This window comes from Sporolituus thermophilus DSM 23256 (genome assembly GCF_900102435.1).
In the GTDB taxonomy this organism is placed as follows: domain Bacteria; phylum Bacillota; class Negativicutes; order Sporomusales; family Thermosinaceae; genus Thermosinus; species Thermosinus thermophilus.
This window is the reverse complement of sequence record NZ_FNBU01000015.1, coordinates 21,442-36,766: the sequence shown is the minus strand read 5'-3', so window position 1 is coordinate 36,766 and position 15,325 is coordinate 21,442. Positions and strand designations below refer to the sequence as shown.

The following is a 15,325-nucleotide window of genomic DNA, read 5'->3' as shown; positions in this document are numbered from 1 at the left end:
CATACCTGCTGCTCGGGTTTCAGAGGGCCTACCAAACTTTTTGGAAATAACATTGTTGGGTAAAATGCCTGAGTCAGTTACCCGACCCGGTCAAGGCGCAGCGCTTGTTTAAACAGCGATACGGGGTGCACCGCCTTAACCCCGGTAGCATATTCAATCTGAATACGGCACGTCCCGCATTCCGTCACCACCATGTCTGCTTGGCTGTCCTTTATTTTTGTGAACAAGCGCTCGCCGATTTTCATGGCAATATCATATTTATCTTTTTTAAAACCGTAACTGCCGGCAATGCCGCAACAACCAGCATCGGCCACGTTAACCTCGCAGCCCGGAATGGACCGCAGCAGCTCCAGACCGGGAAGGCCGATACCCTGGGCCCGCAGGTGACAGGGGGCATGATACAGGTACTTGCCCGCAAGGGGAATAAACTCAGAATTCAAACGCCCTTGTTCAAGCATTTCCAATAAAAACTCTCCGGCATCGTAGTGCTGGCTGGCGACCTCGTCCGCCCCATCTGCCTGAAACAGTTCCCAATATTCCTGCCGCAGCGTCAAACCGCAGCTGGTGCAGCAAGTGACAATCGGCCAGCCCTCCCGGGCCCAGCGCCTTAATTCACGCAGGTTGCGCCTTGCCTTTTCTTCCGCCAGTTCAAGGTAGCCGTTAGCAACGGCAGGGGTACCGCAGCAAACAACGTCAGGAACTATAACTTCATAGCGGCTGGCCTGCAATATTGCTACCAGATCCATTCCTACCTGCGGATCATTGTAGCCAATATAGCAGCCCGGAAAAAACACGATTTTGTCTGGAAAACGCCGTTGTCTTAATTCTGCGAACTGACGGTAAAAGTTTCTGACAGCATACTTGGGTAGCGGGCGGTCGGCAATGCCGACGGCTTTCAGCATCGTTCTGACAACGGGGTTATTCATGGCCATATTGGCTACCGATGCAACCGGACTGGCTAACCGGGCAAACATTTCGCCGTTTACGAGTATCCAGTCGCGCAGGCTTTTGCCGTTTTGCCGACGGTACTGGGCTTTGGCCAACGTACTGAACAGTGAAACCGGCACACTTGACGGGCACGTTATATCGCAGTTTTTGCAGTTTGTACAATAATCAGCAGAATTTTCAATGTCCTGGTCGAACAGGCGGAATCTTTCCAAAGCCGGCCCAACCATTTTCGGACCGGCAAACTCGCGTGCCGCGGCTGTTACCGGGCATTGTACGGTACAGGCCGTGCAGGCGATACATTGGTCCAGGCATTTGTGTTTTAGCATCCCTTCACCCCCGCCAACGCCAATATTGCTGCCTGGTAACCAGAAACAACCGCCACACCGTTACCCGACTTTTCCAGGCAGTAATCATAGCCGGCCAGCATCTTGCCGGCAAGATAAACATTTTCCAGAACTACCTGCCCGTTTGGGCCAAGAGGGCGCAATTGTCCGTTTATCCGGATGCCCGCCCGCCCAAACATGTGCCCGGTGCAATCAAACAAATCACGATTGCTCCACATTTCCCAAGCAGCAGGAATTTCTACTGGCAACCCAAAAATCGGCTCGTATACGCGGTTCGGCTCTGCGATAAGCCCACCGCCCAGGAAACCGCCTGTTGCCAGGATGAATGCATCGGCAAAATACTCACGCTCACGGCCCCACCCCTGGGTTATCACTGCCCGGCAGTGGTGCTTGCTGTAATCGGCTGAGCGCACGAAAGCGTTTTCAACGATATTTACTCCCAGCCGCCTAAGGTGGCGTACAAATAATTTATGCAGCCTGCTTCCGGTAACCGCCGGTGGCGGAGCGACCAGTTCGACCAGTCGGCAGCCAAGTTCTTGTTCTAATTGTTTCCATATGTTATAGTCCGGTTCCGTCCCCAGGACAGGGGGCAGCAGCACCCAGTCGCCAGACCCGACATGGGCGCTCAAATGTTTAACCAGACTGCCACGGCCCTCAGCCGTGTCCAGTCGCCGGGCAATGTCCAGGAAAGTTACATCCCGGCCGCCGGTCAGCTGCAGGTCGATTTCCATAATATGGTAATTACCGCGGTAAGGCGCGATCTGCTTCAGGCCTTTCACCACAAGCTGCGGATAAAAGTCCTTTAGGCCCCGGAACCCTACAACAACCACTTTGGCCGCACATTCCATACCCAGGGGGTTCATTGTTTCAGGCACGAGACAGCTGGGTTTGAGCGTACCTGCGACAGTCGGCAGCCAGATATTCTGGTGTAAGCTGCCAGCAAAAGGGTAACCTTCTTCCCGGCAAATGGCCAAAAAACTCTCCAGTCCCTGCTCTACGGTTTCCCGGCCCATTATCGTATAGGGGTGATCAGCACTTAAGGCAGTAATTGACTGATAAGGACTGATTACTGCAGTGGCGTTCACATAGCCCAAAACGTCTATGACGCCACTGCCAACCGTCAGTGTCCCCGCACCTTTTGTTAACAGTGTCACCTTTTTGCCCTGCCGGGCAGCCGTAGCGGCGGCCATAAGCCCTGCCAGGCCACCGCCGATGACAATTACATCACTTTCTCTCACACTGCACCACTCCATCAATATTGAGCGTAGCACCGTAAACGGCCCGCATAAGTTCCGCCTCGCGCAGCTGGCTGCCCCACAAGACCGGACGGATTCCTGACCAGCGTGATTGTAGAAAATCTTTAAGCAGACCACAGGGCGTCCTGTCTTTTTCCAGTCCTTCGGCAACTACCGCTCCGACGCTGCGTAAGGCACAAAAAGTCCCCTGACAAGTTCCCATGCCCATGCGCGTCTTACGCCGTATATCATCAAGACAAAAACTCTTATCCCCGGCGGCAACTTCCCGTAATTCACCCAGTGTAACCAGTTCGCATTCACAGACTAACTGCCGGGCAGTATTATCATGCTTAAGCCGGTTCAGAACACCGTCAAGGTCAGATCCAAGCCGCGCCACTGCCTTTTCGGCGCCGAAAGCGGGGAAATAGCGGCGCGCTTCATTAATTTTTTCGGGCGAATGTTCAGGAACAAGGGGCTCAACGGCAGTCCGGCACGGTTCTTTTATGTTTAAATACTGGCAAATCACATCTACCGTTTTTTCCGCCATCAAACGGTAGGTCGTCAATTTGCCGCCGGCCACGCTGATAAAACCATACAGCCCATCCGTCTTGGCATGGTCGATAACCGCAAAAGTGCGGGCAGCAGCCCGCCCTTTGGCGTCGGCGCTGTATAATGGACGGGTCCCGGCAAACGCCCGCAATATCCGGTACCTCTCCAAGTCTTCGAACAGGACTTGGCCGGTACGCAGCTGGCTAAGGACGTCTTCCGTCCTGACCTGAAAGTCATCGGGTCTGTCTGTCGGCACTGAAGTCGTCCCCAGAATGGTAACCGTGCCGTGGGGCACAAAAATATCGGCGTCAGACGGCGGACGCAAGCGGTTGATTACCCGGTTGCTAAGCCGGTGGTTAAAGGCGATCAGCGTCCCACGATCAGGCTTTACATCAACTGTAACGCCTGCTAAAGCGCCAACTTGTCCTACCCACGGACCAGCGGCATTAATCACATAATCGCAGGCAATAGCGTCCGTTTCCCCCGTTAAGGTGTTCCTTACCTTCACCCTGACTACCCGGTTATTGACATGCTCAATTTTAATAACTTCAGAATAAGTACGAACACTGCCGCCGTATCTGGCAGCCGAGGCGGCATTTTGCCAGACCAGCCTAAAACCGTCGATCGCAGCATCAGGGACACGGTAGACTGTTTTAATCCGCGGTGATAAACAAGGTTCGAGGCGTCGGGCTTCTTGCGGTGAAATGGGGACAGCCGGGATGCCCAGCCGGGCGCAAGATTCAACCCACTGTTGTTCATATTTCTCATCATCTTCCGGCAGCCGGACGAAAAAGCCTTCTGTTTCCTCGACACAGTAACGGCCAATGCGGCGCAGTATGCGGTTTTCCTCAATGCATTCCCGTGCCGATTCCGGGTCCTTCACGGCGTACCGACCACCGCTGTGCAACAGGCCGTGAAACCGCGAACTGGTGCCGTATGCCAGGTCGCGCTGTTCTAACAGCACGGCTTTGATCCCCCGCATTGCTAGGTCCCTTAGAATGCCGGTCCCGGTAGCTCCGCCGCCAATTACCACAACTGTAGCGTACTGCATTTTGCCACCCCTTTGTTATATGTTTAGAAAACAAAAAGTCCAATTACACCGGCAACCCGTAATTGCCGAATGTAATTGGACTTCTCCATGTCTAGTCCGCAATATTAAGTTAATTAAAACCTAAGCTTCCATAACTCCCGCTTGTTGGTGCTCACGGCGCATATCCCCTTTTGCAGCGCCTCGGCTACATCTTCTGTGCCCTCAATAAGCCCACCGGCCAAAATCGGCAGGCCAGTTTCCCTGATTAACTTCTGTACTACGCTGCCAGGAACAGAAGCAGGAAGAATTTCCAGCGCATCGGGCTTGAAATGGGTAAGTAAATGGATCCCTGTTCTGACGGCTTCCGAATCCATGATAAACAGCCGCTGGACAACGATCATTCCCTGTTCACGGGCTATCTTGGCCAATTGCGATTTGGTCGTAATTACGGCACTTACTCCGAGGCGGGCCAAGAATTGAATGCCAGCTTTGTCTTTACCGACTCCTTCAAACAAGTCAAGGTGCAGTACAAGCCGTTTATGATACTGCTGCGCTTGCGCCAATAAGTCAGGCAACATGTTAATGTCGCCAAATAAAAGGATAATGCTGGGAGCGGTAGTTTGGGTGAGGGCAAATTTGAAATCATCAGGGGTTCGAACTGCCGGAATAACGGGGCTGTTAAACAACAAACTGACAATGCTGCCCGCCATTAAAGTCCCCCCGTATAAAGCCAAAACAAACTTTCTATCGATACTATAATATCATTAGACAGGCGCTAAAACAAGAGAAATCATGTGGCTATTTTGAGTTTATACATCAATAAATCATCCTATTTACCTGCCTTGTAAACTGAACCAAGAGCATCGGCGGCCATAATTGCCGCATAAACCATTTCGGGACTTACCGGGAACGGCTCGTTATGAATAGTTTCACCAGGGGCACACGCTGTCTGGGCTACTTTCCAGATTTTTTCTTCCGTTATTTGGGACACTCCTATTTCGGCCAAAGTCACCGGAAGGCCTACCTTACCGCAGAATTCCAACACTTCATTGATTTCACCGGTAGACCGATTTTCTAAGACCAGCTGGACTAAGGTACCAAACGCCACTTTCTCGCCATGATACATGTGATGGGTTTCTTCTAATACGGTAAACCCATTATGTACGGCATGCGCTGCCGCCAGACCTGAGCTTTCGAATCCGATACCACTTAAAAGCGTGTTGGCTTCCACCACTTTTTCCACTGCTCCGGTGACGACACCCTTTTCTACTGCTAGTTTGGCTTGATGACCATATTCGATTAGGATATCATAGCACAGCCGCGCAAGGCTTAGCGCAGCTGCCGTTGACATACCTCCAGGCAAATTGCCGGCAAAAGCTTTGGCGCAAGCATCTGCTTCGAACCAAGTGGCCAAAGCGTCCCCCATGCCGGCCACAAGCAGACGGACGGGAGCCTTGACGATAACAGCTGTATCGACTAATACCAAGTCAGGATTTTTGGGTAGTAGCAGATAGGATTCGAAAACACCGTTATCATTATAAATAACCGATAAGGCGCTGCACGGCGCATCTGTTGCGGCGATAGTCGGTACAATTGCCACCGGCAACTTGGCATAATAGGCCACTGCTTTGGCAGTGTCCAGCGCTTTGCCGCCCCCCACGCCAATAATTACGTCGGCTTGGTTTGTTTTAGCACTAACTACCAGTCGGTCTATTTCCTTTTGGCAGCATTCTCCGCCAAAATTTTCGATAACCAAGCCCAATTTATTATCAGCAAAACTTTTTTCCAAGACTGTTCGTACGTTAGCTAGGGCGGTCTTACCGCCAAGCACCAGCGCTTTGCTGCCAAGAAGCTTCACTTGGTTACCAATTTCGCTGATCACTCCCGCTCCTTGTACATAACGGTTAGGTGAAATCATTACCCGCTTCATAGCTATCCCCTCTCGTCAATTTAATTTTATTAAAGAATTGCTTCATGCAAATCTTTGTGTGGCGCAGCCAGCACGACTCTGTCAACTAGAAAGCCGCTTTCTTCAATGGCCGTGCTACCGGCTTGTACTGCTGCCGTTACAGCCCCTACGTCACCGGTTAACGTTATTACCGCTTTACCGCCCAACCCTCGGGCCAGACGAATTTCGACCAGTTCCACCGGCGCTGCTTTGGCCGCCGTATCGGCGGCTGCAACTGCCGAAGCCGCCGAAAAAGTCTCTATTATTCCCAGTGCTCCCAATGATTTGATTTCTGTGCAGCCAGCCAGCGCAGGAAAAAGCGACGGGTGTACATTGGGTAGAATAAAATCGTCAACCACAAATTCCTGACCTGCGTTCCGCCCGCTGTTTACCGCACTCTGAACCGCGCCGACATCGCCGGCAACCATGATGATATACTTCCCCGGACAGAGGGAAAGGGCAGAAATGAGTTCGACATTGCCTGCTTTTAGCATAGCATCAGCAATAAATATGCCCCTGGCGACATTTTTTATTTCTAATAATCCGATAGCACGTTTCATCCATATCCCTCCCGTTATTTCTCCGTCCGGATGGTAATAAAGTCTTCAATGGCATAAACCGTGCCGGTAATGCTGGCGTGGACATTAGCTCCTACCACACCAGCAGGGGTAATGGCGATAAGATCACCGGCTTTAACGGCATCGCCCGCTTTAACTACCGGCACGGTCGCGGCGCCGATGTGTTGAATCAGCGGCAGCCGTACTTCTGCGGGCTCCCATTTCTCCCGGCTTAACGGCGCTTCCACGTCGTAAGCAGTCAGACCCAGGCGGCTCACAAGGCGTTTGGCGGGAATACGGCGGTATTCACGGCCCGCCCTTACACCTGCCGGCACAGCTCGGTGAGGATTTTTTACGCCACTTTGAATAAGTAACCGCTTGAGTTCAGCATTTACCCTCCGGGGCGACAGGCCCATAGTGCAACCGAAGGTTTCGCAGGCGCCACATTCCGAACAGAGAAACACCCTGGTAATAGTAGTAAGATTTCCGGTGAAACCGTTGCCTACCGCCTGCATGATGCGGTGCGGTTCCAGGCTATGGCCCAGGAGATAACGCGGACAACAATCAGTGCACGCCCGACAGCTGCAACATGCCGCCTTGGCATGGTTGGTAATAACCTGCCACGATAAATTTTTTTGCGTCACCAGAGGATTATTACGTGGTAAAACGATTAGTCCGCTAGTTGTTTTGGTCACTGGCGCATTCTCACTAACAATTTTTCCCATCATCGGCCCGCCGTCAATTATGACATAGTCGTTTACTGTCGGACCGCCGGCAGCGGCTATTAATTCACTCGCTTTAGTCCCGACAGGCACTTTGATCGTCACAGGCTTGCGCACAGCCCCTGTTACTGTGACATACTTAGTTGTAACCGGTATCCCGGACACTGCCTGGGCTATGTTAAACAGTGTCTCCACATTGCAGACGACGGCGCCAACATTTAAGGGAATACCGCCCTCAGGAATAATCCTGCCGGTCACTTCGTGGACCAAGACGTGTTCGTCGCCAGCAGGATAAAAATCAGGCAGAAAAAAAAGTTGGATATTTTGCTCACCTAAGCGAGCAAGGACGGTTTCAAGATTTTTTATGGCAGTAACATATTTGGCCTTGAGGGCGATATATCCTTGACTAGCCCCGGTAGTAGTCATGACCGCTTTAAGGCCGTGAATAATTTGCTCACTTTCGCCGGCCATAAGATGTCGGTGAGCCCTTAGCAGCGGCTCACACTCTGCGCCGTTGGCAATAACTACTTCGGCAGCATTGTCGATTTTTATATGGGTAGGAAAACCAGCTCCCCCGGCGCCAACCACTCCTGCTGCTTTTACGGCAGCGACAATCTTGTTAGCCATGATAACCTCTCCTCTTGCTAATTAACCATAACGCAACAGGATTTTCATACGATGGAAAAACCGTCTACCAAGACGCAGCGGCGCTGGCGCGTAAAGGTCCGGGCCGAGGTAAGTCCCTCACCGGTCGGCCCGGCAATGGTAAAGGTAGTAAATCCTTCGCCACCTATGCCGATACCGGCGTATGAAGGTCCGTTTTTGACAAAAATGGTAGTCTGAATAGCTCGGGCGAAATTAGTCATATTATCCACATTCTTGGAATGCATCACCGCTGTGTGCCGATTGCCATGTTCAACTTTTACTGCTAATTCGATGGCTGCATCAATATTTTTAACCTGTACAACGGGTAAAATGGGCATCATCAGTTCTTCTGTCACAAACGGATGGTCTTCGTCAACTTCACAGAAGATGGTACGTACTGAGTCAGGCACGTCAATACCGATGGTTCTGAGCAATACATGGGCATCTTTGCCTACGTAAGCTTTATTGACGCTGTAGGTTTTACGGTGCTTATCCGTACAGCCGGCGGCAGCCTGATGGCTGGTTTCGGTTAAAACCACTTTCATCAAGTCATCAATTGCTTTACCTTTAATCTGATAGCCTCCGTATTTGCGCATGTACGCCATAAGTTCATCAGCCACACTACCGACAACAATTGCTTCTTTTTCAGCAATACATGGCAAGTTGTTGTCAAAGGAGCAGCCGGCAATAATGGATTGCGCTGCCTTGGCAATATCTGCCGTTTCGTCCACAACTACCGGCGGGTTACCGGCTCCTGCGCCGATGGCTTTTTTTCCTGATGACAAAACGGCTTTGACAACCGCCGGCCCGCCGGTAGCAACGAGCAAGTTAATCTGGTGGTGGCGCATCAGGCAATTAGCAACCTCGATAGACGGCTCAGCCACCGTGGTCAACAGGTCGGGCGGGCCGCCGGCTTTAATGATGGCTTCATTAAGTATTTCCACTGTTTTTAAAGATGTATTTTTTGCCGTCGGATGAGGGCTGAAGACCACGGCATTGCCGGCGGCAATCATGCCAATGCTATTGTTGATGATAGTTGCAGACGGATTAGTAGTAGGTGTAATAGCGCCGATGACGCCGTAAGGCGCCATTTCTACCACGGTAAGGCCGCAATCGCCTGTCCAGGCCTCGGTCTTGAGGTCTTCCGTGCCAGGCGTTCTGCGGGCAGCCAGCTGATTTTTGATTATTTTGTCAGCTACCCGCCCCATGCCTGTTTCGGCCACTGCCATTTCCGCCAGCAGCCGGGCGTTGGTATAAGCGACGTCGCGCATGGCCCGTACCAGTTCTTCCCTTTTTTCCTTCGACATGGTACGCAGTTTGCGAAAGGCCCGCTGGGCTGCATCGATAGCCTCCTCCATGGTGGGAAAAATGCCGCACCCCAGTTTGGTACGATTACTCTGTTCTTCTTGTAACCTGGCTAAAACTTCTGCCACAATTTGCGAAATAAACTTTTGTTCCCCAACCATAAGCAGCTCACCTCTTTATGAATACCGCCCGTCACCAAGCCGCCAGGGCAGCCTGCGCCACAGCGATGTCCTCGTCGACTGTGCCGCCGCTCACCCCGATACCCCCCACTATCTTGCCGTTGTCAATTATCGGCAGACCTCCGCCGAAAATTACCAATCGTCCGCCGTCAATGGTATTAAGACCAAACAGCGGCTGTCCTGGCTGGGCCAAAGCAGCGGCCTGGTGAGTAGGCATCTTAAGCGCCACCGCCGTATAGGCTTTATCCCGCGATATGGCAATGCTGGCCAGTAGAGCTCCGTCCATGCGGTGCTGGGCTACCAGGTTGCCCCCGTCATCCACGACGGTAATGACCATGGGTACGCCGATTTCAGCAGCTTTTCTTTCAGCCGCGTTGATTAGGTTTTTCGCCTTTTCCAGCATGGTTTTGCGTCCTCCTCTGCTCATGTCATTTATTTTGTTCAGTTCCCTGATTGTCCGGCTGGTCACCGACGTTACCAGTTCTTCCTGTTCGACATAACGGGCAAGGACAAACAGCAAATCAGAAAGGCGGTTTAAATATTTCAGGACGCATGAGGGAAGAGTGCTAATCCTGTGCAGGGCAACCGCATTGCGCTCAGCCCGGCGCACGATCGTCCTGGACAAATCAAGAGCGGCTCCGGCAGGACACGCGCCGGGAATGACAAACCCTTGACAGGGTATAATTTCCTGGGTCAGGCTGTCGATAGTTGCTTCTAGCGCGGCAACATGGACCGTAGTAATGCGCCCGCCGCCTGTACAATCCTCGGTGGCTAAGTCGGCGTTCAGAGCAACAATCTCCGTCTGTAGCCGTTCAATAATGGCAGCAGCCCGTTCGTTAATCGTGAGCGCCTTGGCCAACCCCAAGGCAGCACCTGCTTCGTCCATCGTGCCGTACGTATCCACCCTGATATGGTCCTTGGGCACCCGCTGGCCGCTCAGCAGACTGGTTTCCCCGCGATCCCCCGTTTTGGTATAGATTTTCATAACTCCTGATCCACCTCAATGCTGTCGATAATTCCAACAATCGCGGCATCGACGGCACCGTCAGGCTTACCCAGGACATGCCGGGCCGAGCTGCCTTCTACTATCAGCACATTATCGCCGTTACCCGCCCCGACTGTATCCACTGCTACGTACGGCCGGACAGCGCCTTGTCCGGTAAGGTCGATCGGACGGACAATAAGCAGCTTGCTGCCTACCAGGCTGTCGTCCTTGCGAGTGGCCACCACATTGCCGATAACTTTGCCTATCACCATGACTATTCTCTCCTAACCGGGAACACGCACTAACTGTCGGCAACGACAATTTCCACGCCGCACTCCCGGGCAATATCGCGCGCCAAAGGAGTCACGATCTCGCCTTTAGCTACCGTAAAGACCTTGGCGCCGCTCAACGCCGCCTCTTTTATTGCCTCGGCGTTGACCACTCTTCTCTTGGCAGGCGACGCCGCTGGCTGTATATCCATCGCGGATAGGACCTGAGGCGGCGACATTCCCGCCATATTAACTCTCTCTTGCCATATTCTGACTATATCGCCGTTCTTTACCCCCGCGGCGTTGGCTTCATCGATATCCAGGTGCAGTTCCAGGCGAAAATTGGGATGAACCCGTACCAATACATTTTTAAAAATTGTCCCGCGCTCGCCTTCTATTTCCACCCAAATGCGGTCACCGTCTTTTACTCCGAAGCGGAGGGCATCATTTGGGCTCATGTGCAGGTGCCGAGCAGCGCAAATAACCCCTTCCGTCAGGACAAGCGCTCCATGTGGGCCTACCACCGTGATGCCGGCCGACCCGGCAATTTGTCCCGAATCCCGCACTGGCGGATTGATGCCGAGCAGGAAGGCGTCCGTCCGGGAAATTTCCACCTGGGTAAACTTACGCACCGGCCCTAAAACGCGGACGTCCTTTATTACTCCTTTGGGCCCTACCAATATAACCGTCTCATTGGCGGCAAATTCGCCAGGTTGATTAAGTTCTTTCAGCTTGGTCAGCTCATACCCTGGACCGAACAGTACCTGGATGTCCCGGACGGAAAGGTGGATATGGCGATTAGATATTCCCACGGGAATACCACGATGGTCTAACGGCTTATCTTGTAGCCGGGCTAGAACTTCGGCGACGATTTTTTCAATAACGCTTTGTTCCACCTAGGTCACCTGCTTTTCGGCGCGGCGCCGCTCAGCCGCTGGTTTTGGGCAGGATTTTTTCCACGTCGGCGTGAGGCCGCGGAATGACGTGGACGGATACAAGTTCGCTTACTTTCTGGGCAGCGCTGGCGCCGGCATCGGTGGCTGCCTTGACTGCCCCCACATCGCCGCGCACCATGACGGTGACCAGCCCTGAGCCAATTTTTTCATAACCAACGAGGGTGACATTAGCCGCCTTAACCATGGCGTCAGCCGCTTCTACCGCGCCTACCAAACCTTTGGTTTCTACCATGCCTAATGCTTCTCCCCGCATTTATTCGTCCTCCTTATATCCCTTTTTGTAATTGATGCAGGTTGACTTGGGTTCGCCTTTTTTTCGCCCGCACGCCGGATCACCGCAGAGATTGCAGAGTTCGCCCCCTCGCTTAGTCGGTACAATCTCTTCCTGCTGGTCATTACCGTCATCCGGCTTATCCAATTCGGCAAGTTCGTATTCCTCCTGATAGTCTTCCCCGCCGGTCTTTTCCGGCATAAGACCGCTTTCCCCCAATGCGGCGGGGTGCGCGGCCGCCTGACACCCTACTGTTTCCCTGCTCTGGATGATTGGCGCCACTTCCCGGTGCGGCCGGGCGATAACATGAGTGGACCACACTTTGTTGACCTTCTGGGCTGACTGGGCGCCGGCTGCGACCGCGGCCTTAACCGCTCCTACATCTCCGATCAATTTGACCAGCACTAAGCCACCGCCCCTGGTCAGTTCGTAGCCGAGCAAAGTGACACTTGCCGCTTTGACCGCGGCATCTGCGGCCTCAATTGCAGCGGCCAGGCCTACTGTTTCAATCATACCTAAGGCATTATTAGCCATGTATCCACCTCCTCATGGACGTGGTGGGGTTATTTGCTCCTGAAGGACTTTGTAAATAGTACGGACAATCATGTCTTTAAGCTCTGCCGCGCTATCCGGCTCTGCCACACCGGACGGTGCGGTCTGGACATCTGGCTGGGGCTTAAATGGTGTGCCTTTAACCAGCCTGGCAGCATTATAGCCGAACCACCGCCATACAGCCGGGCCGTTCCCGCCAGTCGACAGAAATAACGGTTTGGTTTCCGGCAGCCGGTAATAATGGATACACATTTCCCGTTCCCTTATTCCAAGTCCTACCCCCAGGGGGGACGCACAGGCGGCGGCATAGGCAATAGCAACAGTATCAGCCTCATCGACCGGTTTAATAGTGTAGGGTATGCCCTCTTCCTCAAGGCCAGCCGCCACTTCCCGCAACTTGGCGGTATCGTCCGGGTGAGGGGCATAACCAACCATCACCGTTGGCTTAACCGGCGCCTGCGTCACGGTTGTTTTCCCTCCTTCCGCCAGGATAAGACAGTACCAGACCGGTTGCCACAGCGTTGCGCGGCCCCTCACAGCCCCTGATATTGCCTCGGCCGCAGACAATGCCGTATTCAGCCAGCGCGTCGGACACCATATCAGCAATTTCAAAATCCAGCGCCGAGCCGCCTACCATTACGACAAAATCGATGTGGCGAATATTGCTCGTAGGAGCAACCCGGGTCAACGCGCGCAAGGCATTGGTGACAAATACCCGTTTTTTGGCTTCCCGGCGGACATGGCGAATCTTTTCCATGGGGTGGTCGGCCGGAATAGGCGTCATACCGTTTTCTTTAAGAATGACTACCCGGGCGTAAACTTCGGGGGGCAGGTGTTCTTGGTAAAACCGCACCGTGCCGTCTTCCGTCCTGATATGGTACAAACTTTCCACCTTCGCCAGCGGGTATTTTTTTATGTCTTCAGCCAATTCCCAATTATTAAGGCTAAGCTCGGAATTAATAAGCATTGTTACCATATCGCCGGCCCCAGCCAGGTGAATGGACGTAGCCCGGTTGTCCCTGGTAATAATGGCGGCATCGGTCGAGCCGCCGCCCATATCCAAAATGGCCAGCGGCTTCGCTGTCCCAGGCGTGGTCAGCGCGCCCAATATAGCCATATTGGCCTCCACCCCGGCAATGATCACCGGCACGCCGAGCCGGCTGGTAAGTTCGTCCGCAATCTGCTGCATAGGCAGGCGGCTGGTTTTCACCATCGCCGCCAGGGCCACAGCACTTTCCAGGGCAAACTCGCCGGCAAGACCCCCTTGCACTTTTTGCGGAACAAAAGTGTCTACCGCCAAAATGTCCTGGATACGCATATCAGCCAACACCTGGCCGGTAAGTTCGCTCATTACTTGCCGTACCCGCTCAAGCATGCCGCCAACATTGGTACCTGCTTCGCCTTTCACATCAATAACAGGCTGGACTCTTTCCACCGCCGCCATGATCTTGGACGCCCCGGCATCAAGGTCAATGTCCTCCCGCCCCTTTTGCCCCACGACGGTCACAAAGCCTGCGGGAATTGTCCTGGCCTTCACGTCGCCCTGCGGCGTCCGGATAACGACTGCTGACCGGTTGCCAATAAGCGCCCGGGCAATGGGTACCACCAGCTTGGTCTCTTCCGATGACAGGTTAAACACGGTAGCAATGCCATACGGATTGGACAGAGTACGGATGGTCTGTCCCGGCTCGGCCACTTCCAACGCAGCCGGCATGCCGAGGGGAACTTTTTCGATAAAAGTGACTTCATCAACAATAGGGATAGATCTGGTCAACCGGTTAGCGATAAGTACGGCATCGTCCTGACGCACAACCGCCCCCTGGACGTCGACCCCCCGTTCCAACGCCGAATTGATGGCTGCCGCCGCATCAGCAAAATCGACGCCGGCGCCGATAACGCAGATTACCTTGTCATAAGGCTGAATATAAGGCAGGTCGGCAAAAGCGACGGTTCGGCCGACTCCCAGCCCAATTCCTCCTGGCGTGCCGGGATTATGCCCGATCATGGTAGATTCGGTAATGATGGTTTCGGTAATGGTTTCCATCGCTACATCACCGATAACCGGAGTGGCCTCGTTAAGCCGGATTTCGGCAAGCTGGCTTATCGTCAAGCCAGCTTTTTTCAAGGCATCTTCCAAGGCCGTGACGATTCCCGGTAGGTTAGCCGTCGTACCTTTGATGCCCGTAGTTTTTGCAATGCTGCTGGCCAGAAATTGTGTCGTACCATTGGCGTTAATGCTGGCAATACATACTTCCGTAGTGGAATTGCCAATATCCACGCCTGCTATAATCGCCATGGGAGTTCACATCCTATTCCGCTTTTAAGCGTTTGCGGCGTTCATATACATCGGCAGCTTCCCGCACAAATGCGGCATTAATCTTGGCATTATATTTTTGCTCCAATTCATCGGCAATAGCAAGCAATTCTTGCTTGGTAGAGCGATACGGCCGGAGAGCATTGTAAATCTCGAGAATGCGTTCATCAGGGATGACCGTGAGTTCAGCTGCCCGCCGCAAATTGCCGGCGAACTGAGTACGGCCAACGCCCTCGGCGATTTCCGCCTGGAAGCACAGCGTCTCAGCAGTAATGCGTACATCCTCTGGCGATACTTCGCCCTTCATGACTTTGTCAAGAGTAATGTCACCAAAGTTTTTGCCTGTGGGTGTTTTCAGCAGCTCCGGCCGCCTGGCCGCCAGGGGGTAATCCCGGTCAGGATCGAGTTTGCCCCGTGGCGCAGTGGAAACGGCAGGAGCGCCGGCCTTAGCATGGTACATGGATTTCAGGACTTCCCGGACAATATCTTCAACCATTTTTTCCTGCAGCATTTTTT

General features: G+C 53.2%; 16 protein-coding genes. All 16 read right to left on the bottom strand.

Annotated features, from left to right (window positions below; all coding sequences use genetic code 11):
* Nucleotides 1–77: 77 nt before the first annotated feature.
* The 16 genes from BLQ99_RS09735 to BLQ99_RS09660 all read right to left on the bottom strand — a co-directional run bounded on the left by BLQ99_RS09735 (nt 78) and on the right by BLQ99_RS09660 (nt 15,320).
* Nucleotides 78–1,274 (bottom strand): anaerobic glycerol-3-phosphate dehydrogenase subunit C, encoded by a 1,197-nt coding sequence (locus BLQ99_RS09735; protein ID WP_093690482.1) that lies wholly within the window; start codon nt 1,272–1,274, stop codon nt 78–80.
* The gene (glpB, locus tag BLQ99_RS09730) at nt 1,268–2,530 is read right to left on the bottom strand and encodes an anaerobic glycerol-3-phosphate dehydrogenase subunit GlpB (RefSeq protein WP_093690480.1); all 1,263 of its coding nucleotides are present in this window, start codon (nt 2,528–2,530) and stop codon (nt 1,268–1,270) included. Before glpB ends, BLQ99_RS09735 begins: the two co-directional genes overlap by 7 nt.
* On the bottom strand, nt 2,517–4,127 hold the full coding sequence (gene glpA / locus BLQ99_RS09725) for an anaerobic glycerol-3-phosphate dehydrogenase subunit GlpA (protein ID WP_093690478.1): 1,611 nt from the start codon (nt 4,125–4,127) through the stop codon (nt 2,517–2,519). The genes glpB and glpA overlap by 14 nt, the downstream gene beginning before the upstream one ends.
* 113 nt (nt 4,128–4,240) lie before the next feature.
* A complete protein-coding gene (locus tag BLQ99_RS09720; protein ID WP_093690476.1) occupies nt 4,241–4,816 on the bottom strand; it encodes a glycerol-3-phosphate responsive antiterminator in 576 nt (191 codons plus the stop codon).
* Nucleotides 4,817–4,935: 119 nt separating this feature from the next.
* Entirely contained in the window at nt 4,936–6,036 is a 1,101-nt protein-coding gene (locus BLQ99_RS09715) for a glycerol dehydrogenase (RefSeq protein WP_093690474.1), read from the bottom strand.
* Between the two features lie 29 nt (nt 6,037–6,065).
* Entirely contained in the window at nt 6,066–6,614 is a 549-nt protein-coding gene (locus BLQ99_RS09710; RefSeq protein ID WP_093690472.1) for a BMC domain-containing protein, read from the bottom strand.
* Between the two features lie 14 nt (nt 6,615–6,628).
* Nucleotides 6,629–7,960, bottom strand: coding sequence for a 4Fe-4S dicluster domain-containing protein (locus BLQ99_RS09705; protein ID WP_093690470.1), 1,332 nt, complete (start codon nt 7,958–7,960; stop codon nt 6,629–6,631).
* A 44-nt stretch (nt 7,961–8,004) separates the two neighbouring features.
* Nucleotides 8,005–9,444 carry an aldehyde dehydrogenase family protein gene (locus BLQ99_RS09700; protein WP_093690468.1) on the bottom strand — a complete coding sequence of 480 codons (1,440 nt, stop codon included), beginning with the start codon at nt 9,442–9,444 and terminating at the stop codon, nt 8,005–8,007.
* A 31-nt stretch (nt 9,445–9,475) separates the two neighbouring features.
* Nucleotides 9,476–10,447 (bottom strand): cob(I)yrinic acid a,c-diamide adenosyltransferase, encoded by a 972-nt coding sequence (locus BLQ99_RS09695; protein ID WP_093690466.1) that lies wholly within the window; start codon nt 10,445–10,447, stop codon nt 9,476–9,478.
* On the bottom strand, nt 10,444–10,719 hold the full coding sequence (locus BLQ99_RS09690; RefSeq protein ID WP_093690464.1) for a EutN/CcmL family microcompartment protein: 276 nt from the start codon (nt 10,717–10,719) through the stop codon (nt 10,444–10,446). The genes BLQ99_RS09695 and BLQ99_RS09690 overlap by 4 nt, the downstream gene beginning before the upstream one ends.
* Nucleotides 10,720–10,748: 29 nt before the next feature.
* Nucleotides 10,749–11,612, bottom strand: a complete 864-nt coding sequence (pduL, locus tag BLQ99_RS09685) for a phosphate propanoyltransferase (RefSeq protein WP_093690462.1) — start codon at nt 11,610–11,612, stop codon at nt 10,749–10,751.
* Between the two features lie 31 nt (nt 11,613–11,643).
* Nucleotides 11,644–11,925: a propanediol utilization microcompartment protein PduA gene (pduA, locus tag BLQ99_RS09680; RefSeq protein WP_093690460.1), complete on the bottom strand. Its 282-nt coding sequence runs from the start codon at nt 11,923–11,925 to the stop codon at nt 11,644–11,646.
* Nucleotides 11,926–12,477, bottom strand: coding sequence for a BMC domain-containing protein (locus BLQ99_RS15300; protein WP_093690458.1), 552 nt, complete (start codon nt 12,475–12,477; stop codon nt 11,926–11,928).
* A gap of 12 nt (nt 12,478–12,489) precedes the next feature.
* On the bottom strand, nt 12,490–12,960 hold the full coding sequence (locus tag BLQ99_RS09670; protein ID WP_216093657.1) for a glycerol dehydratase reactivase beta/small subunit family protein: 471 nt from the start codon (nt 12,958–12,960) through the stop codon (nt 12,490–12,492).
* Nucleotides 12,941–14,791: a diol dehydratase reactivase subunit alpha gene (locus BLQ99_RS09665; protein ID WP_093690456.1), complete on the bottom strand. Its 1,851-nt coding sequence runs from the start codon at nt 14,789–14,791 to the stop codon at nt 12,941–12,943. Before BLQ99_RS09665 ends, BLQ99_RS09670 begins: the two co-directional genes overlap by 20 nt.
* A 13-nt stretch (nt 14,792–14,804) precedes the next feature.
* Nucleotides 14,805–15,320, bottom strand: coding sequence for a diol dehydratase small subunit (locus BLQ99_RS09660; protein ID WP_093690454.1), 516 nt, complete (start codon nt 15,318–15,320; stop codon nt 14,805–14,807).
* Nucleotides 15,321–15,325 lie beyond the last annotated feature (5 nt).